This is a genomic window from Neoluteolibacter marinus (genome assembly GCF_014904755.1).
GTDB lineage: Bacteria > Verrucomicrobiota > Verrucomicrobiia > Verrucomicrobiales > Akkermansiaceae > Haloferula > Haloferula marina.
The window spans coordinates 1-26917 of record NZ_JACZFQ010000030.1; the positions used below are offsets into that span (position 1 = coordinate 1).

The 26917-nt window shown below is 64.3% G+C and carries 20 protein-coding genes; 10 read left to right on the forward strand and 10 right to left on the reverse strand.

Features of this window, described 5'->3' with window-relative positions; translation table 11 throughout:
- Positions 1-1348 (reverse strand): GIY-YIG nuclease family protein (locus IG178_RS08125; protein WP_193212039.1); only part of this gene is annotated, 1348 nt, incomplete at its 3' end.
- A gap of 159 nt (positions 1349-1507) precedes the next feature.
- Between IG178_RS08125 and IG178_RS08130 the strand changes: the two genes are divergently transcribed.
- The 5 genes from IG178_RS08130 (at position 1508) to IG178_RS08150 (ending at position 7978) form a co-directional block, all read left to right on the forward strand.
- On the forward strand, positions 1508-2347 hold the full coding sequence (locus tag IG178_RS08130) for a MotA/TolQ/ExbB proton channel family protein (protein ID WP_193212040.1): 840 nt from the start codon (positions 1508-1510) through the stop codon (positions 2345-2347).
- Positions 2348-2353: 6 nt separating this feature from the next.
- Positions 2354-2770: an ExbD/TolR family protein gene (locus IG178_RS08135; RefSeq protein WP_193212041.1), complete on the forward strand. Its 417-nt coding sequence runs from the start codon at positions 2354-2356 to the stop codon at positions 2768-2770.
- A gap of 60 nt (positions 2771-2830) precedes the next feature.
- Complete coding sequence (locus IG178_RS08140; RefSeq protein WP_193212042.1) at positions 2831-5218, forward strand: tetratricopeptide repeat protein; 2388 nt, start codon at positions 2831-2833, stop codon at positions 5216-5218.
- A gap of 170 nt (positions 5219-5388) precedes the next feature.
- Positions 5389-7452, forward strand: coding sequence for a sodium-translocating pyrophosphatase (locus IG178_RS08145; RefSeq protein ID WP_193212043.1), 2064 nt, complete (start codon positions 5389-5391; stop codon positions 7450-7452).
- Between the two features lie 88 nt (positions 7453-7540).
- Positions 7541-7978 (forward strand): hypothetical protein, encoded by a 438-nt coding sequence (locus tag IG178_RS08150; RefSeq protein ID WP_193212044.1) that lies wholly within the window; start codon positions 7541-7543, stop codon positions 7976-7978.
- Here the strand turns inward: IG178_RS08150 and IG178_RS08155 are convergent.
- From IG178_RS08155 to IG178_RS08165, 3 genes are all read right to left on the reverse strand, one after another.
- The gene (locus IG178_RS08155; protein ID WP_193212045.1) at positions 7975-9363 is read right to left on the reverse strand and encodes a TonB-dependent receptor; all 1389 of its coding nucleotides are present in this window, start codon (positions 9361-9363) and stop codon (positions 7975-7977) included. The two genes, IG178_RS08150 and IG178_RS08155, sit on opposite strands and share 4 nt — an antisense overlap.
- A 17-nt stretch (positions 9364-9380) precedes the next feature.
- Positions 9381-10370 (reverse strand): hypothetical protein, encoded by a 990-nt coding sequence (locus tag IG178_RS08160; protein WP_226895150.1) that lies wholly within the window; start codon positions 10368-10370, stop codon positions 9381-9383.
- Between the two features lie 114 nt (positions 10371-10484).
- Entirely contained in the window at positions 10485-12911 is a 2427-nt protein-coding gene (locus IG178_RS08165) for a transglycosylase domain-containing protein (protein ID WP_193212047.1), read from the reverse strand.
- Positions 12912-12999: 88 nt separating this feature from the next.
- On the opposite strand from IG178_RS08165, the gene IG178_RS08170 reads away from it, so the two are divergent.
- Both IG178_RS08170 and IG178_RS08175 read left to right on the forward strand, forming a co-directional pair.
- Positions 13000-14079, forward strand: coding sequence for a class I SAM-dependent methyltransferase (locus IG178_RS08170; protein WP_343225948.1), 1080 nt, complete (start codon positions 13000-13002; stop codon positions 14077-14079).
- Positions 14080-14216: 137 nt separating this feature from the next.
- The gene (locus tag IG178_RS08175; RefSeq protein WP_193212049.1) at positions 14217-14981 is read left to right on the forward strand and encodes a TolB family protein; all 765 of its coding nucleotides are present in this window, start codon (positions 14217-14219) and stop codon (positions 14979-14981) included.
- 81 nt (positions 14982-15062) lie between these two features.
- Here the strand turns inward: IG178_RS08175 and IG178_RS08180 are convergent, their stop codons facing one another.
- Positions 15063-15434, reverse strand: a complete 372-nt coding sequence (locus IG178_RS08180) for a hypothetical protein (protein WP_193212050.1) — start codon at positions 15432-15434, stop codon at positions 15063-15065.
- Between the two features lie 68 nt (positions 15435-15502).
- Positions 15503-15871, reverse strand: coding sequence for a zinc ribbon domain-containing protein (locus IG178_RS08185; RefSeq protein WP_193212051.1), 369 nt, complete (start codon positions 15869-15871; stop codon positions 15503-15505).
- A 135-nt stretch (positions 15872-16006) separates the two neighbouring features.
- Here IG178_RS08185 and IG178_RS08190 point away from each other — a divergent pair, with 135 nt between their 5' ends.
- Positions 16007-16969, forward strand: a complete 963-nt coding sequence (locus IG178_RS08190) for a polysaccharide deacetylase family protein (RefSeq protein WP_193212052.1) — start codon at positions 16007-16009, stop codon at positions 16967-16969.
- Between the two features lie 60 nt (positions 16970-17029).
- Positions 17030-17470, forward strand: coding sequence for a host attachment protein (locus IG178_RS08195; protein WP_193212053.1), 441 nt, complete (start codon positions 17030-17032; stop codon positions 17468-17470).
- 51 nt (positions 17471-17521) lie between these two features.
- On the opposite strand, the gene IG178_RS08200 is transcribed toward IG178_RS08195, so the two are convergent.
- The 3 genes from IG178_RS08200 to IG178_RS08210 all read right to left on the reverse strand — a co-directional run bounded on the left by IG178_RS08200 (position 17522) and on the right by IG178_RS08210 (position 24345).
- On the reverse strand, positions 17522-17920 hold the full coding sequence (locus tag IG178_RS08200) for a hypothetical protein (RefSeq protein WP_193212054.1): 399 nt from the start codon (positions 17918-17920) through the stop codon (positions 17522-17524).
- A 533-nt stretch (positions 17921-18453) separates the two neighbouring features.
- Positions 18454-21732, reverse strand: a complete 3279-nt coding sequence (locus tag IG178_RS08205; protein ID WP_193212055.1) for a LamG-like jellyroll fold domain-containing protein — start codon at positions 21730-21732, stop codon at positions 18454-18456.
- A 672-nt stretch (positions 21733-22404) separates the two neighbouring features.
- Positions 22405-24345 carry a DUF262 domain-containing protein gene (locus tag IG178_RS08210; protein ID WP_193212056.1) on the reverse strand — a complete coding sequence of 647 codons (1941 nt, stop codon included), beginning with the start codon at positions 24343-24345 and terminating at the stop codon, positions 22405-22407.
- A gap of 291 nt (positions 24346-24636) precedes the next feature.
- On the opposite strand from IG178_RS08210, the gene IG178_RS08215 reads away from it, so the two are divergent.
- Positions 24637-26310, forward strand: coding sequence for an FAD-dependent oxidoreductase (locus tag IG178_RS08215; RefSeq protein WP_193212057.1), 1674 nt, complete (start codon positions 24637-24639; stop codon positions 26308-26310).
- Positions 26311-26342: 32 nt separating this feature from the next.
- Here the strand turns inward: IG178_RS08215 and IG178_RS08220 are convergent, their stop codons facing one another.
- The gene (locus IG178_RS08220; protein ID WP_193212058.1) at positions 26343-26774 is read right to left on the reverse strand and encodes a hypothetical protein; all 432 of its coding nucleotides are present in this window, start codon (positions 26772-26774) and stop codon (positions 26343-26345) included.
- Between the last annotated feature and the right edge of the window lie 143 nt (positions 26775-26917).

Sequence of the window (26917 nt, forward strand, 5' to 3'; positions counted from 1 at the left end):
AGATCGCCGGACAGTCGTCGAGCAGGCTCTCCTTCATCCGGCGCCGGTAGAGCAGCTCGTTGTAGCCGTTGGCAAAGCGGTGCGCTTCGTCGCGAATCCGCTGCAGCAACTTGAGCGCACCGCGGTCATGCGGGATCAGCAAGGGATCGCTCTTCTGCGGGAAGAACACCTCCTCGCGCTGCTTGGCCAGGCCGATGACCGGCAGGTCGTGGAGGCCGAGCTGGCGGAGTTCCCGCACCGCCGACGACAGCTGGCCCTTGCCGCCGTCGACGATCACCAGATCGGGGAGCACGATCTTCGCCCGCCCTTCCCGCGCCAGCCGGCGCTGGATTTCCACCGGGTCCTCCTGCGACTCCGCGAGCTCGGGATTGGCCGCGAAGTTCTCACCGAGAATCCTCGAGTAGCGGCGGCGGATGACCTCGGCCATCGAGGCGAAATCGTCCTGCCCCGCGACCGTGCGGATCCGGTAGCGGCGGTAGTTCTGGTTGTCCGGCGCGCCGCCGGTGAATCGGACCATCGAGGCGACGATGTGGTTCGACGAGACGTTCGAGATGTCGAAGCACTCCATCACCCGCGGCGGGCCGGGCAGGCCGAGCGCTTCCCCGAGGTCGGCGAGGTCCTCGGTCGGCTTGACGGTCGTCGGCACGCCGCGGCCGCGGCTGAACTGGCGGGTCGGATTCAGCGTCTTGCGGAGGTTGTCGACCACGTCGCGCAGCAGTGCGGCTTTTTCGAAATCGAGCCTCCCGGCCGCCTTCGCCATGTCCTGCTCCAGATCCTCGAAGATCTCGCGGCGGCCTTTTCCCTCCAGCACCCGGCAGGCATCGTCGATCCGCGCGAGGTAGTCCTCGCGGGTGATCCGGCCGATGCAGGGGGCGGAGCAGTTTCGGATGATGTCGGCGTTGCAGTGCTTGTAGTCGTTCTCGCCCGGCCGTAGCGGCCGGCAGGCGCGCAGGCCGAACTTGCGGTTGAGCCAGGAAATCGTCGCCCGCAGCGCCCCGGAGTGGGCGAAGGGGCCGAAATAGCGGGCCCCGTCGTCCTTCTTCATCCGCGTCAGCACGAAACGCGGCCACGGCTCGGTCAGCTGGATCTTGACCAGCAGGAAGCGCTTGTCGTCGCGGAAGGCGACGTTGTAGCGCGGCCGGTAGTCCTTGATCAGCTTGCCCTCGAGCAGCAGCGACTCGGCCTCGTTGCGGACCGTGTGGAACTCGAAATCCGCGATCGTGTCGATCAGCGCGCGGGTTTTCAGGTCGGCGCGGGTTTTCCGCGACGCCAGGAAATACGACGACATGCGCTTGCGTAAGTCCCGCGCCTTGCCGACGTAGATGATCGACCCGAGGCGATCCTTCATGAGGTAGACGCCCGGCTGATGGGGCACTTCCCTGAGCTTTTCTTTCAATCCCGGCGCCGCCACGCCCGCAATGGACAACCACCGCCACGAATCCGCAATCCGCAATCGTCCCCCCGCGCTTGCTTCATCCCGCCACTTGGTTAATCTCCGCGAAATTTCATGAAGCGGTCCATCCCCATTCTCGCGACCTTGCTGCTGTCGACCGCCGTCATCCGGGCGGCCGAAGAAGGCGCGGCCGCAGCCGATCAGCAGATCGACCTGATGCAGATCTTCGAAGAAGGCGGCGTCATGATGTTCCCACTGGCCGTGCTGTCGATCGCCGCGGTCGTGATGATCCTGCTGTTCCTGCTGACCATCCGTCGCAATGCCGTGGTCAGCGACAAGTTCATGAACAACGCCGAGGCGATGATCCGCAAACGCGACTTCCTCGGCCTGATCGGCTACTGCCACCGCCAGAACCAGTGCATGGCCCGGATCGCCCAGAAGGCGCTCGAGTTCATGACCAAGAATAGCTCGGCGACCTTCTCCGATGTCCGCGAAGTGGCGGAGTCCGAGGGCTCCCGCCAGGTCGGCATGCTCACCTCGCGGATCACCTACCTCGCCGACGTTGGCTCGGTCGCGCCGATGGTCGGCCTGCTCGGCACCGTGGTTGGCATGATCAAGTCATTCCGCAACATCTCGGTCGGCGGCTTCGAAGGCGTGCGGCAAATGAAGCTGGCGGACGGGGTTTCCGAAGCCCTCATCACCACCGCCGCCGGCCTGGCGGTCGGCATTCCCGCACTGATCTTCTATTCGATCTTCCGCGGCCGGGTGCAGAAATACATCGCCGAGCTGGAAGCGGCGAGCACCCACTTCATGGCGACCCTGCACTCGCAGATCCAGCGCCAGGCGGCCCCCATGCCCCAGCAAGTTCCGCAGCCCCGCCGCCATCCGGACGAGTATGGCATGCCGGCCCCCTCGCCGCTCGGCGACGATCGTCCGGACCTCCATGGCATCTGACCGGCCATGAAATTCCAGAAACGCCAGCCCGAACCGGCCGCCATGCAACTGGCGCCGATGATCGACATCGTCTTCCTGCTGCTGATTTTCTTCATCGTCACCTGGCAGTTCTCCCGCTCGGAGACCGAGGTGAAGATTTCGGTACCCAGCTCCCAGGAAGGGGCCGATCCCAAGCGGGTGCTCGGCGAGATCATCGTCAACGTCCGCGCCACCGGTGAAGTCGTGGTCGAGGGCATGGAAATGAGCCAGGCCCAGCTGAAGGAGAAACTCGCGGCGATTGCCAAGCAGCACAAAAACCAGCCGGTTCGCCTCCGCGGCGACGCGAAATGCGAATATCAGACCATTGTCGAGGTCATCGACACCTGCCAGCGGGCGGGCATCTGGAATATTTCCTTCGCCACCCAACGGAAGAAGGCCGAGTGAGTTCCAGCACCGAAACCCCGTCTTGGCAAACGCCTCAAATCGGGTGATGGTCCGGCCGTGGTGAATATCCGTACCGTCCTCTGTCTGGTCGCCTCCGGTGCAGCGATTGCCCAGGAAGAGCCCCAGCGCGCCCAACCGGTCGATCCGGCCCTGCAATCGGATCCCGGCCAGGATTGGTATCAGCACGGCAGGAACCTCCTTGAGAGCGCCAAGCAGACGACCGACAACGACCGCCGGATCGCCTACTTTGCCAAGGCCGTCGACGTCCTTTCGCGCTACCTCGACCAGTATCCCAACCACCCCAACTCGGAAGCCGCCCTGTGGTGCCTGGGTGAAAGCTATTACGGATCCGGCCGCATCGACGACGCCAAGCGCTGCTTCGACCGCCTGCTCAACCGCTACCCGAAGGGCCGCTACGCCGCCGCCGCGGCCTACCGGCTGGCCGCCGACTATTTCAACAGCCGCCGCTACGCCCTGGCCGCACCCTTGTTCGAGAAGATGGCCCAGGTTGCCGCCGCCCCGGCCGACCGCCAGCGCGGGCTCTTCCACGCCGGCTTTTCCTACGAGCTCCAAGGCCGCACCCGGGAAGCGATCGAGTTCTACCGCAAGGTCATCGCCGATCCGGACCAGCCGAACGCCTACGACACCCGCAGCAAGCTGTCCCTCGGCCGCCTGCTCGCCCGCGCCGAGAAGCTCGACGAGGCGATGCCGTTGCTCGACGACGTCGTGATGTCGCGCAGTTCCGCCGACCTTCGCGGCCCCGCCGCCATCGAAGCGGGAACCATTGCCGCCAAGCAGGGCAACATGGAACTCTCCGACAAGTATCTCCAGCTCGTCCTCGACACACCGGGCATGGAGAAATACCGGCCAGACGCCCAGTACGCGCTGATGGCTGCCCGCTTCGACAAAAAGGAGTACAAGAAGGTCATCGAGATCTTCCGCAGCAGCAGCGCCAAGGCCGAAGGCGAAAAGGAGGCCCGCCGCCTGATGCTGGGTGCCAAGTCTTACATGATGCTGGAGCGCAACGTCGAAGCCCTCGAAACCTTCCGCGAGGTCGAGAAGCTGATGTTGCCTAACAACAGCTACGCCTTCGAGGCCAACTACCTGCGCCTCCTGTGTTTCTACCGTATCGAGGGCCGGCACGTCCCGGAACAGGTCGATGCTTTCCTCAAGCTCTACAGCAAGAGCCACCCGCGCGACACCAAGATCCACACCGCGCTGTTGATGAAGGCGGAAACGTTGCTCGACGCCAAGAAGACCGCCGAAGCCGCCAAGGTCTACAACGAGATCGACTCGACCCTGCTGCGGGAGAAGGACCGCGCCGGCATGCTCTTCCAGCGCGCCTGGTGCCTCGCCCACAGCGAGGACCCGCAGGGTGCCATCCGCTCCTTCACCGAGTTCATCAACGGCAACCCGAAGGATGATCGGGTTCCCAAGGCCCTGATCTTGCGGGCCTCCGCCTACCGGAGTTCCGGCGAGCCGCTCAAGGCGCTGGCCGACTACAACCAGCTCATCGAACAGGACAACGACGCCGAGTTCCAACAGATCGCGCTGCTGGAATCCGCGGACATCTGCAAGCAGCAGCAGAACCTGCCCGACATGATCTCGCGCTACCGCAGCTTCCTCGAGAAGTTCCCGGACGCGTCCGACGCCCGCAAGTCGAAGGCCAACTACTGGCTGGCCTGGGGGCTGGTGAAATCCGATCAGGTCAAGGACGCCATCCCCCATGCGGAAAACGCCCGCAAGCTCGACGAAAAGGTCTACGGCCGCAATGCCGGCACCCTGCTGGCACTCGCCTACTGGACCCTCCAGCAGCCGGAGTCGCTGTGCGACGAGGTGGACCGCGGCATCAAGGATGACTTCGTCGCGAACCTGCCGGACCAGCTCATCGGCTGGGCCGCAATGCAGGCCTTCAACGCCAACCGTTTCGACCAGGCGGCCCGCTTCTACGACCTCGTCTCCGACGAGGAGAGCCCGCGGTCCACGCCGAAGGAAACCTGGCGCTACTTCGGCAAGGCCCTGCTCGCCGCCGGCAAGCCGGAGGAAGCCCTTCCGCCGATCAACTTCGCGCTCGATGTCGAGGACAACCCCGCCTGGATCGCCGACGGACTGCTCGACAAGGCCAAGGCCCTGTTCGCGCTGGGGCGCACCGATGAATCGATGGAAATCGTCGAGGAATGCCAGGCGCTCCGCCCCCAAGGCCGGGTCAATTCCGAAATCCGCACGCTCAAGGGCGACATTTACATGAAGCGGAAGGATCCGAGCGCGGCCGCCGGCGAATATGTCGCGGTGGTCCAGTTCCTGAGCGACGACGACAAGCTGCTCAAGCCGTTGGTCTATTGGAAGTTCATCAAGGCCCTCGAGGCCAAGGGCGACCGCGCCGGCGCCCAGGAGACCAAGGACACCCTCGCCCGGAAGTATCCCTCGTGGAAACCGCCGGCGCCCTGAGCCGTCCGGGGAGTCCAACATTGGGAATCGACGGTCGCCCCGCCGGCTCGACTGCGGGTGCCACGGGCAATGGTTCAGCGTGAAGCGCAGCCTCCCACGAACCGCTTTCGGCTTGTCAGTTAGATGGGATGCTTCAAGGTACGAATTGCTATTGTACCCAAGTATTTCCCATGCAGGATTTCCTCACCCGCTTCGGTATCGCTACCTCCCTCACCCTCGGTGCCATCGGATTGGCGGGGGCGGTTTTCTTGATTCGCCTGGTGCTCGCCGCCCCCGCCGGAAACGAGCGGATGACCGAAATCGGCGATGCGGTGCAAGCGGGGGCCAAGGCCTACCTTCACCGGCAGGTGGTCACCATCTCGATCATCGCCGCCATCCTCTTCGTCGCGATCGGCGTGCTGCGCGATGACTGGACCATCGCGATCGGGTTCATTCTCGGAGCCGCCTGTTCCCTTGCCGCGGGCTACATCGGCATGATGATCGCGGTTCGCGCCAACGTCCGGACCGCACAGGCCGCCGAAACCGGCCATCACCCGGCGCTCAAGATCGCCTTCAACGGCGGTGCCGTGACCGGCCTGCTGGTCGTCGCCCTCGGATTGCTCTCGGTCGGGGCTTTCTACCGCGTCGTCCTGGAGGTCACCGGCAGCGGCAAGGCGGCAGTGGATTCGCTGGTCGGCCTCGCCCTCGGCAGCTCGCTGATCAGCGTCTTCGCCCGCCTCGGCGGAGGGATCTACACCAAGGCCGCCGATGTCGGGGCCGACCTCGTCGGCAAGATCGAGCAAGGGTTCCACGAGGATGACCCGCGCAACCCGGCCACCATCGCGGACAATGTCGGCGACAATGTCGGGGACTGCGCCGGCATGGCCGCCGACGTGTTCGAAACCTACGTCGTCAGCTTGATCGGCGGCGTCCTGGTCGGCTTCCTGACCGCCGCGGATCATGCCAAGGAAGCCCTGGTCTATCCCTTCCTGATCTGCGGGATATCGATCATCGGGGCCCTGCTGGGCATCGCCTTCGTCAATGTCGCGCGGATCAGCGCGACCCGGGCGCTGGTCGGGGGAGTCGCCATCAGCGGGGTCGTTTCCGCCCTGCTGCTCAAGCCGGTGACCTCCGCCGTCTTTCCCCGGGCCATCGACTTCTCGGGCAAGGCGGTCGGCGCGCCGGAACTCTTCAACTGCGTGCTGGTCGGAATCGCCCTGACCTTCGCCGCGGTGATGATCACCAACTACTTCACCTCCACCGCCCACCGGCCGGTCCGTCGCATCGCGGAAGCCTCCAAAACCGGGCACGCCACCAACATCATCGCCGGCATCAGCACCGGCCATCACGCCACCCTGCTGCCGGTGCTGGCCATCGCCTCGTCGATCTGGTTCTGCCATGACCAGGCCGGCCTCTACGGGATCGCGATTGCCGTCGTCAGCATGCTGAGCCTGTCCGGCATCATCATCTCGCTCGATGCCTTCGGCCCGATCACCGACAACGCCGGCGGCATCGCCGTGATGAGCGGCCTCGACCCATCCGTGCGCCAGATCACCGACGAACTCGACGCCGTCGGCAACACGATGAAAGCCGTCACCAAGGGATATGCCATCGCCTCCGCCGGCTTGGCCGCCATGGTCCTGTTCGGGTCGTATGTGGAAGAGCTGAAGGCGCATCTCCGCCAGGACTTTGTCTTCAGCCTGATGGACCCGCGGGTGATGATCGGGTTGTTCATCGGCGGCCTGCTGCCGTTTTCATTCACCGCCTACGCCATGGATGCCGTCGGCAGTGCGGCCGGTGCGGTCGTCCGCGAGGTGCGCCGCCAGATTGGAGGTCATCCCGGCATCCTCGACGGGAGCGAGACCCCCGACTACCGGCAGTGCGTGGACATCGTCACCAAGGCGGCCCTGCGGCAGATGATCCTCCCTGCCCTGCTCCCGCTGGTGTTCGTCGTCACCGTCGCCCTGATTCCCGGCCTCGGCCTGATCGCCCTGGGAGGCGTGCTCGTCGGCACCATCGTCACCGGCCTGTTCATGGGCATCGCCATGACATCGTCCGGCGGCGCCTGGGACAACGCGAAGAAATATGTCGAAGATGGAAACTGCGGCGGCCGCGGTTCACTCGCCCATCGCGCCAGCATTACCGGCGACACCGTGGGAGACCCCTACAAGGATACCGCCGGACCCGCGGTCAACCCGATGATCAAGGTGGTCAACATCCTCGCCATCCTGATCATCCCGATCCTCTTCAACTGACCCGCCGCGGCGCGACCAATGTGGCAATCCGGTCACCTGACGGCTTGCAGGAGCGGCCCCGGTCGGGTTTGCTCTCCACCGTCACTTCATGCCAACCCGTTCCCCCGCCGACCCTGTCACTCGTGCCCGTTCGTTGCATGACAAGCGGCCTTACAATGTCGCGGTGTTCTCGACGCTCCTGCACTATCTGTGCATGATCGCGTTTCTCACCTGCATTGTGATCGTGATCCTCAACCCCGAGCCATCCTCGATCCCGCCGCTGGTCATCTCCTTCATCGCCACCGCCACCACCTGGCTGATCTCCTTCTTCAAGCGCCGCTCCGCGCGTTGCCCGCTCTGCAAGGGCTCCCCTCTCATGGACACTGGAGCGTCCAAGCATGCCAAGTCCTACCGGCTGCCTCCCTTCAACCACGGCACGACGGCCATCCTCGGCATCCTCTTCCTGCACCGCTTCCGCTGCATGTACTGCGGAACCCCTTACGACTTGCTCAAGAAATCGTCAAACCCGCGCTACAACCGCAACTAATCCGCCGGTGCGGCATGGACATGCATGGCCGAGCGATGGGCCACCTCGGGCACGTGCTGTTTCCAGCTTTCATCGCCCTTCTCGATCATCGACCGGATATCCCGGCTGGTGTATTTCATCAACTCCTCGTCGCCCACCGGCACGCCCCGGACCTTGCCGGTTTCGAGGAAATGCCGGTAGAGGTGCCGGCATCCTTCGGGGGCAACGAAACTTTCAGCGTCGACCAGCTCTCCGGTATGGCGGTTCTTCCACGGGTAGACGTAAAGTGTCACCTGATTCTTGAAGAGACGGCCGAAGGACTCCAGCACCCCTCCCGCAAGGTCTTCCGACCACTTGGCTTTGAACAGTTCGTTTAGCAGGCCGATGCTGAGGACAATCCCGATCGGCCGGTCCGTCGAGCGGCTCAGGTAGGCGGCAATGCGGTGGAACTCGGGGTAGCGTGACACCAGCACCGTCTTGTCCAAGGCCTGGAGGGCATCGCAGCGGTCGATGAAATCAACGTGGTCGACCGCCTTGCCGCGGAGCAGGTTCGCCATCGTCATTTCACAGAGTTCGATCGTGCGCTCCTGTTCCCCGTCCGCGAGCGACGACGCGAACACCGAGCGCGCCTGCTCCAGCATTTGCACGTGGAGCTTGCTGACGGGATCGAAGCTGCCACGCAGCAGCAGGATCGGCCGCTTGTAAAGGGCCTCCGCCGACTGCACGACCTCGCCGTCCGCCCGGAACATCGCCGATTCGGTCAACCCGGCTTCGACAAGGGCCAGCGAGCACAGGCGGTTGTCGAAGAAGCTGTAGCCGTGCCCGTGGAATTTCAACATGTCCACTTCCACCCGGCCCGGCTTGAGGTTCTCCGCGAGCGAGGTGACGAACTGGCCGAGGTGGGAGCGGTGCCGGAAAGCGGCGTGGATGAGATTCACCCCGACCACCCCGAGAGCCTCCATCTGGTCGGCGTTCGCCTGATCGAGTAACCGGACGTGAATGAAAATGTCGGATGGCGGCTCCTCCGGCTTCAACTGGAACCGCAGTCCCAGCCAGCCGTGGCATTCGCCGGTGTCGAGATACCCGCGGGCCCTGACCGTGTTGCAGAACGAAAAGAAGGTGGTGTCTTTCCCGCGCTGCGGCGAGAGCCGCTCGACCAGGATCCCATACTCATGGTCGAGCATCTGGCGCAGGCGCATCCGCGATACGTAACGGTCGCATTTGCCGTAAATGGCATCGCTCATCGTCATGTCGTAGGCGGAGATCGTCTTCGCCACCATGCCCGCCGAGCCCGAAGCCCGGAAGAACCAGTTGGCGGTCTCCTGCCCGGCGCCGATCTCGGCGAAGGTCCCGTAAATCGTAGGATCCAGGTTCAGTTCCTGGGCTTTTTCGTAAGTGGTTGGCATCCCGTCGCTGGCTGATCTCAATTCCCCTCGCCCGGCTCCACCCAACTGTCGCCGGCGACGCTGTCGATGATCACCTGGTTGTCCGACCGCGAGTCGCGTGGAAACCTCAGCTTGAGCAACAGCTTTTGCTTCTTCCCCGCCTCCACCGGCCGGATCTGCTGGTCCAACTCGCCGGTCCGCGGCACGTAGCCATAGAGCGTCCGCGAGCCGTCCGGGGAATCCAGCCGGTACGACGACCACTCGAGATCATCCTTGAATCCGAAGTTGTAGTAGTCGACCTGCGACAGGACGACCCGGAACAATTTCGGTTCGGTTGGCTTGTCCTCCTTGAAATCGTCCCAAGGCATCTCGGACCACCCCACCCAACTGTCCCAGTCGACCTTGAATTGCCCGCCCTCGCGCACCAAGGCCATGTCCCGGAGGTCGTAATTGTCGGTCCGGACCTGCACGGTGTACACTTGCTCGTCGCGCGTGGACGCCGTGAGGACATCGCCGACGATCCCGCGGAAGCCCGCAGCCTGATAGGAGGCGTCGCCCTGGAATTGCTTCATCCGCCCTTCCGTCTGTCCGGGGTTCCGCACCTGCTCGAGAGCCTCTGCCGGGTCGGCGGCCTCGAGGAAGGCCTTCGCCACCGCCTCCACCTGCATGATCAAGGTCTGGTTCGCGGGTTCCGCCTCCACGGGCTTCTCCGCATCGGCAGGACTGGCCTGCTGGTCCGGAGTTGCCGCGGCCTGCATCGACGCCTGCGGGTCGGGCTTCAGCCACCACCAGAAAACCCCGAGCAATGCCAGCGCGCCGCCGGCGAGGATCGCGATGAACCGGGCATCGCCGCTGGCGGCCGGAATCTCGTCGTCCTCTTCGTATTCCTCGGTCTCGATGATCTCCGGCTCCAATTCCTTGCGCGCGGGCATCACCAGCGGCGGCACCTCGTCGCCCGGCGCGGGCAAACGCAACATCACCTTGCATCCGGGACAGACCACGCCGAGACCGTCATGATCCTGAGGCACGCGGAACACGAAACGGCATCCCGGGCACACGAAACTATTCCAACGTCTGGTCACCGTATCCGGCACGCCCCCGACAGTGAGAGCGGGATCCGCCCCGCGCAAGACCCGAGAGCACTACCACGGATCAATCTCCAACCGGTCCGGCCAAGGCAGCTTGACCGGCTTTTCCCGGTCGCCCAGATCGAAGCTGTCCAACACGTTCGCCCGGTTGCGCCCCGGCGCCTGCTCGGTCCCGTCGACCATCACCTGCTGGGTGAAATACGGATCCTCCCCTAGCAATACCTGGGCCTTCGATCGCACCGGCGTGGTGTCGATCACCGCCAGTTGGGAAAGCCCCATCGATGCCGCCCCGGGATCCACCCCGCCGGCGCCCGAGTGAATCGGACAGAAAGGCAGGTTCTCGGAGCCCTTGCGGAAAAGCTCAATCTGCGAAGCCGGGCCGCTCCGCATGCCCCCGGTCTCCGGATCCGCGACGGTCTCGTAGCAATACGGCGTCGCCCGCTGCCCCGAAACCCGGCAGATCTGCGCTTCCACCACGCTGTCCGGCTGGGGGATGATCTTGCCGCCGAAATCCGCCGCCGCCGCGTTCATGCCCTCCTCCCAGACCGGCAGTGCCAGATCCTTGGAGAAGGCGCCCTCGTAGATCGACTTGCCCGGCTGCAGGAATCCCACCCACACCCCGCACGCGACCCGGCCATTGTAGCCGAGGAACCAGTTGTCGGAGAAATCGTGGGTCGTCCCGGTCTTGCCGGCGCCGGAGAACGGCTTCTCCACCATCCGGTCGCCGAGACCGGCGATGTTCCCGTGATCCATGCCATCCCGCATGATGTGATGGATCATGTAGGCGGTCGCACTGTCCGTGGCCTGCAGGCGGTCGCGCTTGCCGATCACCCGGCTGTAGACGGTCGCCCCGTCGACGTTCTCCACCTTGTCGACAAAGGTCACGGTGCGCGACCCCGTCGCCCCGCCCCGGGCAAAGGCCGCGATCCCGCTCACGGCGTCCTTCAGCGAAGCCTCTTCCCAGCCCGCCGCCAGCCGCGGCAGAAGTTCAGCATCCTTCATCGGCAGACCGAAGCCCTCGGCCACCTTCACCACGTTCTCCAAACCGGCCATTCCGGCGATCCGGACCGAAGCGGCGATCTTCGACGCCTCCAAGGCCCGCCTCAGCGTGATCTTGCCTTCATAGGTCGGCCGCGGAACTTCCATCCCCCACTCGCCCAGGATCCCTTCCCGGCCACCGACCATCACCGAACGGTTGTCCATCGGTTCGTCCTCCACCAGCGTCGCCGGCGTCAACCCGTTCATCAGCCCGGCGGCATACAGGAAGGGATAGAAAGCGGTGCCCAGCGGCCGCTTGCCCAGCTCGATGAAATCATAGGGTGCGTCGGCGTAGTCGCGCCCGCCGACGTGGGCGATCACCTCACCGGTCTCGTGGTCGACCATCAGCGCCGCGCCCTGCAGGTAGGTCGGGGCCACCCCGGACGACTTCTTGTAGTCGGCCCGCTTCTGGTTGGCGTAGCCCGGATGGGCCTCCGCCCGCAGCAAGCTCCGCTCCAGCTCCTTTTCCATCGCTTCCTGGATCTTCCCGTCGATCGACGTGTGAATGCGGAAGCCCCCCGCCGCCAGGGCCTCCTCTCCCAGCTCGCGGCGGACTTCGTCCGCCACCCGTTCATACAGGTGGGTCGTCCCGCGCTGCAGCGGCTTGGGATTCAAGGCCAAGGGCGTCGTGAACAGCGTCCGCGCCTCGGACCTCCGCAACACGCCGAGGTCGACCATCCGCACCAGCACCATGTTCCGGGCCTTGCGGTTGGCCTCCATGTTGTTGACCGGCGAGGTGTAGCGCGGGCTCTTGATGCAGGCCACGATCGCCGCGCTCTCCAGCGCCGTCAGGTCTTTCGGTTCCTTGCCAAAATAGCCCAGCGCCGCCGAGCGAATCCCGTAGTAGCCGCTGCCGAAATAGATCCGGTTCAGGTAAAACCCGAGGATCTCCCGCTTCTTGTAGTGCCTCTCGATCCGCCGCGCCAGGAAGGCTTCGACGATCTTGCGCTGCATGTCCGTCTCGCCCCTCTTCCGGCGCTCGCCGTCCAGATTGTAGGCATTCTTTGCCAGCTGCTGGGTGATCGTGCTCGCCCCCTGCGTCCGCTCGCCGGCTTTCCAGTTGAGGAAGGCCGCCCGCACCACCCCGATGTAGTCGACCCCGTCATGGGTCTCGAAGCGCTGGTCTTCGCCCGCCCGCAGGGCGTCGATGAACAGCTGCGGTACGTCGTCGATCGGGATCACGCTGCGGTTCTGGACGAAGAAGCGCCCGAGTTCTTCCCCGTTGCGATCCAGGATCAGGCTGGGGATTTCCACATCGCCGATCCGGTTGAGGTCGTAGGTGTCCGCCCGCTCGCGGTAGGGCCGGGTATAGCGCTCCAGCGCCACGACCCCGATCGCGCCGGCGATCGCGAACATCAGCAGCAAGGTCAGCCAGAACCCTTTCCGCTTGAAGAAAATCCGATTCCTCAGCTTGTTCCGCGTGTTTTTGTTCCCTTTGGCCATGCCGGATTTCCTTCGTGACGACTCTCCGGGATCCTCCCGGACCCCATCCGAATACCTGCCGCAGCGCGCTTGCGCAACCCCCGGCTTGGTGGATCGGCTCAGGGAGAGAATACGCCGGGAAGGTCCGATTTCATTCCCGGATTACCTGACGGCCGCTCTCTACGATCCGGCCGATGGCTACTACGCCCGGCCCGCGGGACAAGTGGGCCGCGGCGGGGATTTCTACACCAGCGTCAGCACCGGCTCGCTGTTCGGTCGCCTGCTTGCCCGCCACATCGCAGCCTGGCACCGCGAATGCGACAGCCCCGCCCGCTGGCGGATCATTGAAGCCGGCGCCAACGACGGCTCCCTCGCCGCCGACATTCTAAACGGGTTGGCCGACCTCGGTGCCGACGCCGGGTTGGAGTACGTCATCATCGAGCCCCTGCCGCAGATTGCCGCCGCCCAGTGCGCGAAAGTTCCGTCCGCCAGCATCGTCCCCGACCCTGGGTCCCTCGCCGTCGATCCCCTGCCCGCGTTTGTTCTGGGCAATGAGGTCCTTGATGCCCTGCCCTTCCACGTCATCGAAACGACTCCCGACGGCTGGCAGGAGCTCGGGGTGACCCTGGACGATCGCGATCGCTTCATCTGGCACGCGCTCGGCCCGGCGCCCGCGGACCTGATCCACGACCTGCCGCTTTTCTCCCCCGGTTATCGCACCGAGGTCCGCTCGAGCGTCGCCGCCTTTCTCAAGTCCTTCGCGCTCTTCCGCGGCCGGATGCTGTGGATCGACTACGGCTACCCCCGCCCCGACTACTACCACGCGTCCCGCACCACCGGCACCCTGAGGACTTTCTCCCGTCACCGCGCCGCCGAGGATCCGCTCGAGGCCCCCGGCGAAATCGATATCACCGCCCACGTCGATTTCACCGCCCTCGCCCGCGACGTCGCCTCTCTCGGCGGGAAAGTCATCCGCTTCGAGCCCCAGAGCCGCTTCCTCACCGAGCTCGCCCGCCCGTGGTTGCTGGAGCTCGAAGGCCGCACCGACCCTGACGCCCGCAAGGACATCCTCGCCTTCCAGACGCTCACCCATCCCGGCCATCTCGGGGCCCGCTTCCACGTTTTCGAAGCGTCGTTCGGGGAAAACCAGCCCCCCTGCAGAACGGCGATCACCCACCTTTTCCCCTGATAACCAATCAGTCACAGCATACCACATCATTCATTAGGACCGGTTGGCATCTGACCAATCGGAACTTCCGGGTCGTCCGGTTGCCGTTTCCATGCTTGAGTCCACGGGATTTCCCCCGCCTGACCAACACCTGAAACATGAAAACCAACCAGCTACTGACCCAGCTCGCCGTGCCCGTCCTGATGGCGCCCACGCTCCTCGCGGATCCGCTCTCAAACAACGACTACGACGACTTCAATCCCCAGGTCTCCGGTGACATCATCGTCTGGCAAGCCTTCGTTCCCGACGCCGAAGCCGAGCCCGATGACTCCGAGATTTTCCTCAAATACAAGGGAGGTGAGACCGTCCGGGTCACCGACAACACCGGCGACGACGAAAACATCAAGATCTCGGGTTCCAGCATCGTCTGGCAGTCCTGGGACGGCACCGACTTCGAAATCTGGATCTACAACGCGGATACCGCCACGGCGACCCAGCTCACCGACAACGACACCGACGACATCAATCCAAGCATCGATGGCACCACGGTGGTCTGGCAGGCTTGGGATGGCACCGATTACGAGATCGAGTCCACCAGCGTCGCGGCCATGATCCCGGTCGAAATCGGCCTGCGCATCACTCCCCGCTCGCTGAACCTCCGCAGCAACGGCAAGTGGGTCTCCGCCACCCTCGACGTCGGCGACATCGACCCGTCCACGGTGGATCCCGCCAGCATCCTGCTGCAGGACTCCATTCCCGCCGAGAAGGTCTCGGTGAACGGTTCGGCGTTGAAGATGAAATTCGACCGCCAGGCACTCCAGGCCCTGTTCTCCGGCGCCGGCAATGTCGAAGTCACCGTTACCGCGGAAACCACCGGCGGCGACGTCTTGACCGGCACCGACACCATCCGGACGATCCCCTGATCCGACCCGGACCCTCCAGCATTTCCAGACCCGGGGCGAGCGCCCCGGGTTTTTCGTTTCCCGGCGGACCCACCCCGCCCATCAACGCCGGTGGATGTTCCACCAGCCGTTGCAGTACGGGCATTTCACATCGCCGGCCGGGGAAACCTCCGCGTCGCCGGTGTTTCCGCCGCAACTCGGGCAGGCATAGCCTTTGCCCGCACCACGAGGCCGGGGCCCGGCCGCCATCCCGGAAGGTTCATCCCGCGACCGCCGCAGCAGGGTCAGCGGCAACCCGAAGCCCATCACCATGAATCCCAACGCGATGAAGCTCCCGAACACCTTGAAGAAGAGCGGTGGATCCCCGAAGCCATCGCCTCCTCCCCACAGGAACACCAGCACGGTGATCCCGATGAATCCGAAGATCGAAAAAAACAGCAGGACGAAAATCGGGGGTCTGGCGCCGGGCAACATCGGTCCGTGGCCTAGCACGATCCGGTCAAACCCTCCAATTCCGAATTCGCCCCCCAAATGGAGTGCAGTCAAAACGGCATCCCCTCGTTCAGCATCTTCGTCGCTTCATCGAATTGGTGCATGAACTCCCGAATCGCCACGTACGACACCCAGCAGACGGCGCCGGTCACCAGCGTGATCACTACTTTCCATGCCCAGTGCAGTTTCGGATGGAACCATACCAAGGGCAGCGCGACGGGTGGCAGCGTCACGAAAGTCAGCACGATGAAGGGCGTTCGGAAGTGCCACGGCATTGCGTCCTTCGGCAGCGGTGGTGGCGGCGAGCCGGGAGCAACGTAGGGATAGGGCCGCTTCGACTCGTCGAGGAATTCATGGCAGTGCTTGCACTTCACCGCCTCGTCCTGGATCTCCTCCGCACAGTAGGGGCATTTCTTCATGGCCGGTCCTTCCGGCCGGGAGTCTGGACCCTTTTAGTTCAATGATCCAAATAATTCACCGGCGGGAAGTATTGCCCCCTCCCGCTGTCTTGGAATTGCGTGTTCTTTTCACCTCCGCTCCGGAGTATTCGCCCCATGAAACTCTTCCCCGTCGTCGCCGGCATCGCCCTCGCTGTTGCCGGCATCACCCGTGCCGCCGATTCCGGGGAGACCCGCATCCTGAAGTGGAAGGACGGCAAAGAGGCGGTATTTCTGTTAGCTTTCGACGACAGCTGCCCGACCCATCTCGACAAGGCGATCCCCGAGCTGGCGAAGCGTGGTCTGGTCGGCAACTTCTACGTGAACCCCGGAAAGGGAGCCTTCCCGCCGAGGAGTGCTGAATGGAAAAAAGCCGCCCGCAGCCCGGTGGTGGCGCTCCAGAACCATACCTTCACCCACAAGGGAGCCACCACCGCCCCGGAACTCGATGAGGAGCTGGCCCGCTGCAACGACGCCCTCAAGGATTTCTTTCCCGATCCCAAGTGGCCGCGCCTGATCGCCTTCGGCAAGCCCGGCGGCGTCCCGTGGGAAGTCCCCGCGGACCAGGTCGACCAACTCCTTGCCAAGCACCACCTCTTCCACCGCCCGATGTTCCACGGCCCGCCGTTCCACCAGAAGTCCGTGGCCGAATGCCTCGCCACGATCGACCAGGCGCTCGCGGATGGAACCATGGGCCACATCGATTTCCACGGCGTCGGCGGCGACTGGCACGTCACCCCGATGGACTGGTACCTCGCCATCCTCGACCGGCTCGTTGAGAAAAAGGACCGCCTCTGGATCGCCGACAACGTCCACTACCACCAGTATCTCACCGAGCGCGAGAGCGCCGCAGCCAAGGTCATCAAGGCGTCCGGCGACGGCATCCAGCTCTCCCTGACCTGTCAGGCCGATCCCGCGCTCTACGACTTTCCCCTGACCCTGGAAACCAGTGTGCCCGGCGGCTGGGAGCAGTGCCAGATCGAGCAAGGAGGCAAGGTCACCACCGCGCCCGTCACCAACGGCGTCGTCCGCTATGAGGCCCGTCCCGGCCCGGAGACCATCCATCTCAAGCGGAAGTAACCGGGCCGGATCGCGGCCGCAACTTGCGCCCCCTCACTTCCTCGGCGACGATGGATCGCTATGAATGCAATGATCATTGTCGCCGACCTCGGAAGAATGAAAGCCTACCGGATCACCCGGGATGAACTCCAGCCCGGCACCTCGCCGGCCTTCGAGGACATCGCGGATGTCGATCTCGAAAACCAGCACAGCCGGGTCTCCGACCGCGTCACCGACAAGGCCGGCCGCTTCGGCCACGGCCCCGGCGGCATCGCCGTCGGCGAGCGCCACAACGAGGAAAGCGAGGCCGAGGAGCAACAATTGCAGGCCATCGCCGGCAAAATCAACGAGGTCGCCAGTAATGGCGACGGCAGCATCCACCTCGCAGCCCCCCGGACCATGCTCCGGCGCTTGCTCGAGGCCCTGAATCCCTCCGTTCGCCAGCGCGTCCACCGCGATCTTCCCCTCAACCTGGTCAAGGCACCGAAGCTCGAATTGCTCGAGCGCTTCCAGATTGCCTGAAATCCTCTGGCACGCGCGGCCTCGCGCGTGCCACTTTCCCCTCCCAGCCCTTCACCGCCCAGCCCGTCGCTCCCTCAATTCAAGCAAGGTCGGCTCGTTGCAGAAGGGACAGCGGAAGTGGTGCTTGAACAGCACTCCCATCGCTACCGGGAACCGATGGCTGCCGGCGACTCGCTTGGCGTTCCGATGCTTCGAGCATCCTTTGCGGGACAGCACCGGCATCATGCAGAGGGGGCACTTGGCACCCGCCGCGAACAACCACTGGATCACGGCCACCAACACTGCCGAGCCGCCCAGGATCAACGCCAGTTTCGTCCACTCCCGGTCCGCGGTCACCAGCGAGGTGACGAGCAATACCAACGCCACCGGGATCAGCATGCGCCACAAGCACAGCAACAGCGCCGCCATGCGGAGGTTGAAGATCGTGTGGGCGTGTCTTGGGCGATGCATGAAGGCAAGCAGGCAACGAAGCGCTCGTCCTCCTTCGCCTCAAGATCGCGGATTAACAAATAGAATTATCACGAAAAGTTGACATACACCCGGATCACCCGATTGTGAACAACTGGCCTGATTACATGACTCGCTCAAAATCAGATATCCCCGCCATTTAAAACACAGCTCTCCGAAAGCATGGCAAAATGCACCCACGGGGGTGAGCCGACCGCTTGTGGAATCTTCCGGCGGCAAGGATGCCCGGCGATCAAGAATAGGAATCGCCCCGTCCCGCGAAGATCCCCTCCGCGGGAGCCCCTCAACCGAATTTCCGAGTCGGGAGCTTGGGTCCGACGGATTCGAATGGAGTGACACCTGCTTCGGTTCGAACCACTGGAAACTGGTGCCTTGTAAGATCAGGCGGCACTCCCGTTCTCCCCTTTCCCTGCCTTCGCGCCTCCGCCTTCGGCCGAGCCCCAAAAAAAAGCCGCCGCCGGAGTTTTCCGGCGGCGGCAGGGATCGCGGTCCGATTCGAGGCCCGCGAGGCGCACTTACTCGTTCAGGACGGCCCGGAAGAAGACCTTGGCCTGACCATTGAGCTCCGGGAAAGCGGTGACATCAACCACCACCGGCGTGTTGGTGCCTGCCGAAACCACATTGGTATCAACGTCGATCCAGGTCTCGAGGTCGACCGAGGCCTCGACCGTGTAGGTGGCGTTCGCCTGACTGACGATATTGAACGAAACCGAGGTCACCGGATTTCCGGTCACTTCAACGTTGCCAACGGCAAAGTTCGGATCGTTGGGATCGATCGCCGGCTGGGCCACCAGCGTCAAGCCGCTGCCGACCGTCGCACTACCGCCCGTCGTCGACAGCAGCGGGTAGTTGTAGCCGGGGGCTTCCGAGCCGCCGATGACCTCCCACCAGGAACCGCCGCCACCTTCCCAGAACAGGGTGTTGATGGTGTATTCGCCGGTTTCCAGGTAGGTGCGGACGATGGTCCGGCTGTTGCCGGTGCCGGTCTCCACCCGGATCGCATTGCTGGTGCCGCTCACCGGCGCATTGCCAATCACCGCAACTCCCGGATGGTTGGTGTAGACGATCGAATCGATCACCGGATCGGCGTTGCCGCCGGCACCGTAGAGATACATGTAGCCGCCGTCGTCACCTTGGAAACCGAGGTGATAGTAGCCGGCCTGGGTGATCTCGATGTTGCCGATGGCGCGCACCGCATAGTCGTTGTCGGCATTGCCGGTGTTCAGCGGCCACGGACTGGTCGGCGTGAAGCTGCCCTGAGGACCGTCCTGGGGATCGTTGAAGTCGATCAAGGGCCAGGTGGTGTTCCGGTTCGCCGGATCCAGCCCGAGGGTTGCCCAGATCGGGTCTTCCGTTGAGAGGCCCTGGGTGTAGCTGATCCGCGCCTCGGCACCGGCGATCGAGTTGGCGAACTGGTTCAGGCCCGGGATCGAGCTCTCCACCGCCCAGCCGGGGGCCGTCACGGCGGGGAAGATCACGCTCACAGCCGGGGCTCCGACCAGCTGGAAACCCTCCGTCGGTGTCGTCGCGTGCGGCCACTCGCCGGCGGCCACGCCGAGTTCGTAGTGGAAACCGCCCACGTTCTCGACCGTCACGTACTCAATGTCGTACTCGCCAGCATCGAGGTCGATGATCCCGCGGAACTCGATGTTGGCCGCGTCGAGATAGATCTCGTTGGCGTTCGACATCTGGAAGCGGGGACGGTTGTCGACCGACGTCACGCGCCGGAACGGCGGGTTCGGCGCACCGCCGACCCCCTTGACGCGGAAGAACATGCCGTCATCCGAGTTGATGATGAAGGTGTAGGCTCCGGCCGAGGGAATCGAGATCCGCGCCTTCGCCACCGTCACCACATTCTCGTCGTTGTTGCCGGTATTGCCGGGGAACGGCTGGTCATCGACGAAGCGGCCGACCGCGCCGTCCTGGGGATCCCGGAAGTTGAGGTAGGGCACCTGGGCGTCGATCGTGGTGCCGAGCCCGTCGTTGGGATTGCGGTCGGTGGTCGCCAGGAAGGTGTTCATGTTCCCCAGGCCCGTGGCTCCGGTCGCCAGGTAGGTCCGCACGCCGAAGCTTCCATCCTCGGCGATCGCGCCGGGAGGATTCGCCACGAAGCGGTTCTGGAAGCCCGGGATCGACGGATCGGTGTCGTCGCCGACCAGACGCCAGGTATTGGTGTAGCGGGTCTCGTGGTGGACGCCCGGGGCCCAGGCGACCTCGTGGTAACCGCCGGAGCCACCATCGTAGCCGAGGTAGAGGATCTCATACTCGCCGGCGGAGTCGAATCGATAGACCCCGCGCGAGTTCGAGTCCCCCGTTCCGCCGTCGCGGAACAAGGTCTGGCTGTCACCCTGGTCGATCTGGGCGTCACCGCCCACATCCGTGAAGCGGCCACCACCGGGCCCGGTCACGCGCATCGCGAAACCATCGTCGCTGTGGATGGCAAAGGTGTGGACCTCGCCCGGGGACGAGATCACCACCTTGGTCTTGGCGACCACGATGAAGTTCTGGTCGCCCGCGTCGTTGGTCAACAGGTTGAAGTCATTGTTGAAGTTGCCGATCGAATCGTAGCCGTTGGTGTCCGGGTCGCGGTGGTTGAGCACCGGTGCGCTGCCCTCCGCGCTGGCCGGGTAGGCCAGCGCCGATGCGACCGCACCCGCGATGTCCGCGGAGTTCGGGGCCAACGGCTCCGCTCCCGTCAGGATCTCGCGGATCCCCCAGCTGCCCACGGCCCCGTCCGGACCGGGAATTTCCAGCGGAAGACGGTGCGAGGTCAAGGTGGCCGAGTACAGCTTGGTGCCGCCACCGACGAGCGGCACGGTCAGGTCGTAATTGTAGACCAGTTGGCCGTGGTCGATCGGAGCCACGAAGGTGATCGTGGTCCGCCCACCGCTCTTCGAAACCTGGAGATCGCCCCCGGGCACCGGCACGGTGTCGATGTCCAGCGAGAAGGATCCGGTGTCATCGACCTGACCGGAAGCACTGTCGATCAGCGTGAAAACCCCGCCGGTCGGAGTGGCGGTGGCCTGATCGAGGACGACGTCGGGCACGTAGGTGTCGCGCAGGTCGCTGGCGATCGTCGCGGCATTCGCTCCCTCGTCGGAGTTGTAGACCCGCAGCTCGGCCAGTTCGCCGTCAAAGGGATTCGCTCCGGTGCCCGACGAGGCGCCCAGGCCGAATGCGCCGCCCAGTCGCGGCCCCATCACCCCGGTGTTCTGGGTGTTGGCCAGCACGCCGTTCACGTAAATACTCTGCACCCCGGTGCTGCCATTCCAGGTCAACATCACCACCCGCAGCTCGTTCACCGGATAGTTGTCGGTGAAAATTGTTCGCTCGAGCACGCCTTGGCCCGGGACACCGCCGCCGAGGCGGGTGCCGTTCCAGCCCAAGCCCCAGTCATTGACCACCCCGGCTTGCTCCATGCCGAGCAGACCGCTGCCTTGGTGGAAGCCGCCACCGGAAAGCCCCGCGAAAAACGGCCGGAACATCGCCACCAGCGAGATTTCGGTGGCTCCTGCCAACGGATTGCTCCCTTCGGGCACGATGAAATAGCCGCCACCAAACAGGTCGACGCCTCCCGCGCCCGCGGCATACTCGTCGGTCACCGCCAGCGGCGAACCGGAAACATTGGCCACGATCGCGCCGGTTCCCGGCGTGGAGGTCCAGTTCTCACCGGAGACATAATCAATTCCCCGCCACTGGCCGACCAGGCCGGCGTGGAGGGTGGAGGTCGCCAGGGCGACCGCAAGGATCGAGCCACGGCCGATCGCGTGGCTGCGCATGCTTTTCGAGTTCACTTGGATTTGGGTATGGGTTCTAGGTTAGGGTTTCTGGCTGTGCTTCCGGAGATCCGCCCTGCTCGTAAGGAACCGATTCCGGACCGTTGCCAGCGCTTGGGTTCACGCCGCAACGGTACAACCGCATTTCATCATTTGACCCTGATCGGAGAACTGCAAAACAAGTTTTCTTGTCATATCTCAGGAGCACGGCCCGCACGCACCCAAGACACGATTTCTTTCATGCAATTGCACCGAATTCCACCCGGCGAGGTGGATCAGCCCCGATCCTGACCCGCCCATCCGCAACCACGATCCTCGGCCCAAGGTCGAATCACACGACAGCGATTGCAGCCGTCGACGGAGAATGACCTCCCTGCCCGGCCGGTTGGATTTGTGAAAAACAGGAGCCAACGGATGCTCCACGAAGCGACCCACCACGGTACAAACCCGACTCGATTGTGAACAAGTTGTGAACAGATCACCATGTTAGCGAGCTGTTGGTAACCCGTTAGTTCCTGTGAATACGGGTTATTCACAATCGTCATCCCAACATCATTCTCCGCGGCTTGGAAGAATTCTCCCTCGGAACCTAACAACGCCCCCTCGATTCAAGCAGCCTTTGAATCAAACGCTCTTTCAATCCTTGGCCGCGCTGTTCCTCAAAAGCCGGATCAACCCTCCGAGGAACGGCTATGAGGCGGTCGCCAGCGCCTCGTCCAAAAGGTCGGCCGGCAGACCCCCGGGAATCCCGACCATCTCGCGGACCAGGAACTCGAACCTCTGCTCCCCGAGCCCGAGAATCAGCGCGTCCCATTGGCCGCTGTCCCGCCAGGCGGCGTGATCCCGCCGGTGCTTCTCGTAGCTGCCACCGCCGTAGCGGTTGCCATATCGCTTGTCGGCAGGATGCCGGTTGCCCAAAGAGGCATTTTCCGACGGCGTGACCAGAAGCAGGTTTCCGATTCCGTTGATGCAGGCGTGGATCTTGTTCTCGAAGCGGTTGCGCTCATCGTCCGAAAGCACCTTCGGATCCAGGTTGCCCGCCTCCACCCATTCCCACTGCCACTCCTGCGGCAGCACGTGGTCGAGCGAGATGCCGTTTTTCAGGATCTCACGGATGTTGGCGCCGCCGGACTTCTCGAATTTGTAGATCGCGTAGACGAACTTCCAACGCCACCCGCCCCAATGGTAGGCATTGCGGAGGACCTGGTCGCGGTGCTTGGCGAGATAGTCCGCCACGATGCCCTGCAAGTCCTTCGTCGTCCCGTCCCAGCCGCGAAAGCCGTCCTTCACGTATTTCAGCAAAATCCGTCCCGGATCGGCCCCCTCGCCGCGAAGATCCTCAAACAAGCCCGCGAAATTGTCGCCGTAGCGAAGGCGATAGTAGCGGTCGTGGAAGTCCCGGGTGAACAGCAGCCGCTCCCACAACGCGACCACCACGGCGTCAAGCCGCCCGAACGACTCCCTCGAGTCAGAACCGGAATCGCGGCAAGCCAGCAGGAAAAACTGACAGCTAAGCTCGCGATCCAGGATCAGGACATCGCCGACGACGCTGTCGTCGTCATCCCATCGCGGCACGAAGTCGCCCATGATCTCGACTGATCGCCGGAACTCCCGCGCCAGCACCCGCGCATAGGCCACCCCTGCCAACGTCTTCCCGTCCTCGTCCGGAGCGTTCAGGCGATCGTCCAGGTAGCCCAGGAGTTCGTCCGCCTTGCCCGTGACCGCCGGCCGGTCGAAATCCCCGGCCAGCCGCTTGGCCCCGTCGTCCACCACCCGCAGATGAAGCCGCAGGATCTGCTCCAAGGTTAGCCGGCCCCGGAAACAACGTTCCGCCAGCAGTTCCTCCATGCGGAAGATCTCGCCGAACTCCGCCTGGATCCCGGCCACGATCTCCTCCCGGCCGACGCCGCCCCGGTCGTAGGCGAACTTCATCAGCTTCGCCTTCACGATCTCGACGGTCGTCAGCGGGACGCCCCGCGTATTGTGCATCTCGAAAACATTCACCGCGACCGACTTGGTCGCCGCCGGGTGATGGGAGCAGCTCGACCGCATCACCACCTCCACGTAGTCCGCGATCGCCCCGGGCTCCAGCACCCCGGCATCGAAGGCCCGGCAGAACTGCCACAAGGCCTCGGCCATCCGTCGCTGGGAGCGGGTGAAATGCTCCTTCTCCAGCAACAAGGCTTCCACAATCTGGTCGTCATCCGCGTCCAACTTGCCGGACAAGCTCCGGCACAGGTCGAAATACGGCGCCAGCCCGCGACCCATCGTCCGCAGGGCATGATCGTCGTAGCTCACCGTGTGAAAGCGGTGGATCAGCGAAAACGCCCGGTGTTCCAACAGTGGCTCGAAGTGTTGGCAAACCATCAGGAACAACACCAGCGTGGTGATCCGTTGCTGGCCGTCCACGATCTCCCAGCCCCCCTCGACCGCCTCCACGATGTAGTGGCCGAAGTAGTAATCCACCGACTGGTCCCGGTACTTTGCCAGGTCACCGATGAACTGCCCGATCTGCTTTTCTTCCCACGCGAAGGCCCGCTGGTAATCGGGCACCCTGAGGGACAGACCGCCCCCTTCCCGGAAGAAGATCGACTCGAAAGTCGGAGATATCGAAAAACCGCCGAATGCCATATCCTTGCAAAACCATAGCCTCCAGACATTCTTATCAATCACAAAACTCACGACATCCCCCGAACGGATAGCCCATCACCCCGGCTCCTCCTGAATAGCCCACACGGATCCGGCAACCTGGCCGAGAGAATCGGAGGAAGTGGACCATCCGCGGCAGATCCCCTGCGCCCCCTCCCTGAGCTCGTTTTGCACGGCGAATCGTCGATTCTGCGGAGCACCTCGCCGCCCCCTGTCATTTACTGCAAACCGACCGAACTTCCCCCGACTGCCACACCGTCATTCTGAACCGCCATGACCCCACCCAACCCGAAAACCATCGTCATCGTTGGCGGCGTCGCCGGCGGTGCCTCTTGCGCCACCCGCCTCCGCCGCATGGACGAGACCGCGGAAATCATCGTCCTCGAGCGCGGTCCCTACGCCTCCTTCGCCAACTGCGGGCTCCCCTATCACATCGGCGGGGTGATTGCCGACGAGGACGATCTCCTCGTCGCCAAGGGGCCGCTCTTCAAAAACCGGTTCGCCATCGACCTGCGCGTCCGCCACGAGGCCCTCTCCATCGATCGCGAAGCCCGCGAACTGCTGGTCCGCGACCTCGACGGCGATGCCACCTACCGCCTGGGCTACGACGCCCTCGTCCTCTCGCCCGGAGCTGCCCCCCTGCGTCCGCCGCTGCCGGGGATTGACCTGCCCGGCATCTTCACCCTGCGCAACATCCCTGACACACGGCGCATCCGCGCCTGGATCGCCGACCGCGGCGCGAAGTCGGCCGTGATTGTCGGCGGCGGTTTCATCGGCCTGGAAATGGCGGAGAACCTCCACCACCTCGGCCTCCGGGTCACCCTCGTGGAGATGCTGCCCCAGGTCATGCCGCCGATGGACCCCGAGATGGTCGCCCCGGTCCACGCCTGCCTGGAAGAAAAGGGCATCCGGCTCGCGCTCGGCTCCGCCGTCGCCGGCTTCTCCGAAAAGGACGGCCACCTCGAGGTCCTCACCAAGGACGGTCCCACCCACGCCGCGGATCTTGTCATCCTTGCGATCGGCGTCCGCCCGGAGACCACCCTCGCCGGTGCAGCCGGCCTCACCCTCGGCGAACGCGGCGGCATCCGCGTCGATGACCAGATGCGCACCAGCGATCCCCACATCTGGGCCGTCGGCGATGCCGTCGAAGTCCGTGACCGGATCACCGGCGCCTGGACCCTGCTCGCCCTTGCCGGGCCCGCCAACCGCCAGGGCCGCATCGCCGCCGATGCCATCTGCGGCCGGCCCGCCTCCTTCCACGGTGTCCAGGGGACCGCCATCTGCGGCCTCTTTGACCTCGCGGTCGCCTCCACCGGCGCCAGCGAGAAGGCCCTGCAACGCGCCGGCATCATCGGCTACGAAAAGATCTACCTCCACGCCGGCAGCCACGCCGGCTACTACCCCGGCGCGGAAAGGATCCACCTCAAACTCCTCTTCCGCTCCACCGACGGCCTCGTCCTCGGTGCCCAGGCCGTCGGCCGCGATGGCGTCGACAAGCGCATCGACGTCCTCGCCATGGCCATCCGGAGGGGTGCCACCGTCCACGACCTCGAGGAAGCCGAACTTTGCTACGCCCCGCAATTCGGCTCCGCCAAGGATCCCGTCAACTTCGCCGGCATGATCGCCGCCAACCACCTCCGCGGCGACGATCCGGTCATCCACTGGCAGGACCCGCAGCTCGACGGCCATCAACTCCTCGACGTCCGCGACCCCGACGAATTCGCCGCCGGCCACGCCCCCGGTGCACGGAACATCCCGCTCAACGACCTCCGCGCCGCCCTCGGCGAACTCGACCGCGACCGCCCCCTCGCCGTCTACTGCGCCGTCGGCGGCCGCGCCCACAACGCCGTCCGGCTCCTCCGCCAGCACGGCTTCCAGGCGGCCAATCTCTCCGGCGGCTACGCCACCTACCGACACGTCCGCGCCTCCGCCGCCAGGGTCCCGTAGCAGTCCGATCCGTTCCGTGAAAATGCGCCGGGTCAGCCCTCCTCCGCTTCAAAGCGTTCCAGGCACCGGACCGCTTCCAACTCTCGACGCCACTGTCTCTTTGCAAAGAGAAGGCTCACCCCGACATAAGCGCCCCACCAAAGCGGCAAACCGCTCAGAAAGCGCGCCATCTCCATCCAACCCAATCCGATCAGAACGAAAAAACCGGTGAGCATCGCATGAAATCCCAAGGCGCTCACCGCGCCGGTGATCATCCTTTGCTTCACATACCACCGGCAATAGCGCCTGAAATCGCAGAATCCTCCTCGACGGAAACCGTCAAGATACTCATGCCCGTCGGCCGTCAACCGGCCATCCAGCACCACGGGCGGCATCATCTCCAGCCCCCCTCCCCGATTGGCAGCCTGCCGTTGCTCCACCTTGGAAAGCGGAAACTCAGGGACCGTGAATCGGAACGTTTTCATCGGTAACAACAGACACCCTAGCGCCCGCGCCGCTATCCGCTCAAGCCCTGAAGCCACTCGCCACTCGCCACTCGCCACTCGCCACTCGCCACTCGCCACTCGCCACTCGCCACTCGCCACTCGCCACTCGCCACTCGCCACTC

Bases quoted from the DNA above. Each gene is read 5' to 3' on its own strand.
- IG178_RS08130 (WP_193212040.1), top strand. From the start codon at position 1,508: ATGAAGCGGTCCATCCCCATTCTCGCGACCTTGCTGCTGTCGACCGCC.
- IG178_RS08135 (WP_193212041.1), top strand. From the start codon at position 2,354: ATGAAATTCCAGAAACGCCAGCCCGAACCGGCCGCCATGCAACTGGCG.
- IG178_RS08145 (WP_193212043.1), top strand. From the start codon at position 5,389: ATGCAGGATTTCCTCACCCGCTTCGGTATCGCTACCTCCCTCACCCTC.
- IG178_RS08150 (WP_193212044.1), top strand. From the start codon at position 7,541: ATGCCAACCCGTTCCCCCGCCGACCCTGTCACTCGTGCCCGTTCGTTG.
- IG178_RS08155 (WP_193212045.1), bottom strand. From the start codon at position 9,363: ATGCCAACCACTTACGAAAAAGCCCAGGAACTGAACCTGGATCCTACG.
- IG178_RS08165 (WP_193212047.1), bottom strand. From the start codon at position 12,911: ATGGCCAAAGGGAACAAAAACACGCGGAACAAGCTGAGGAATCGGATT.
- IG178_RS08175 (WP_193212049.1), top strand. From the start codon at position 14,217: ATGAAAACCAACCAGCTACTGACCCAGCTCGCCGTGCCCGTCCTGATG.
- IG178_RS08180 (WP_193212050.1), bottom strand. From the start codon at position 15,434: ATGTTGCCCGGCGCCAGACCCCCGATTTTCGTCCTGCTGTTTTTTTCG.
- IG178_RS08185 (WP_193212051.1), bottom strand. From the start codon at position 15,871: ATGAAGAAATGCCCCTACTGTGCGGAGGAGATCCAGGACGAGGCGGTG.
- IG178_RS08190 (WP_193212052.1), top strand. From the start codon at position 16,007: ATGAAACTCTTCCCCGTCGTCGCCGGCATCGCCCTCGCTGTTGCCGGC.
- IG178_RS08195 (WP_193212053.1), top strand. From the start codon at position 17,030: ATGAATGCAATGATCATTGTCGCCGACCTCGGAAGAATGAAAGCCTAC.
- IG178_RS08200 (WP_193212054.1), bottom strand. From the start codon at position 17,920: ATGCATCGCCCAAGACACGCCCACACGATCTTCAACCTCCGCATGGCG.
- IG178_RS08210 (WP_193212056.1), bottom strand. From the start codon at position 24,345: ATGGCATTCGGCGGTTTTTCGATATCTCCGACTTTCGAGTCGATCTTC.
- IG178_RS08215 (WP_193212057.1), top strand. From the start codon at position 24,637: ATGACCCCACCCAACCCGAAAACCATCGTCATCGTTGGCGGCGTCGCC.
- IG178_RS08220 (WP_193212058.1), bottom strand. From the start codon at position 26,774: ATGAAAACGTTCCGATTCACGGTCCCTGAGTTTCCGCTTTCCAAGGTG.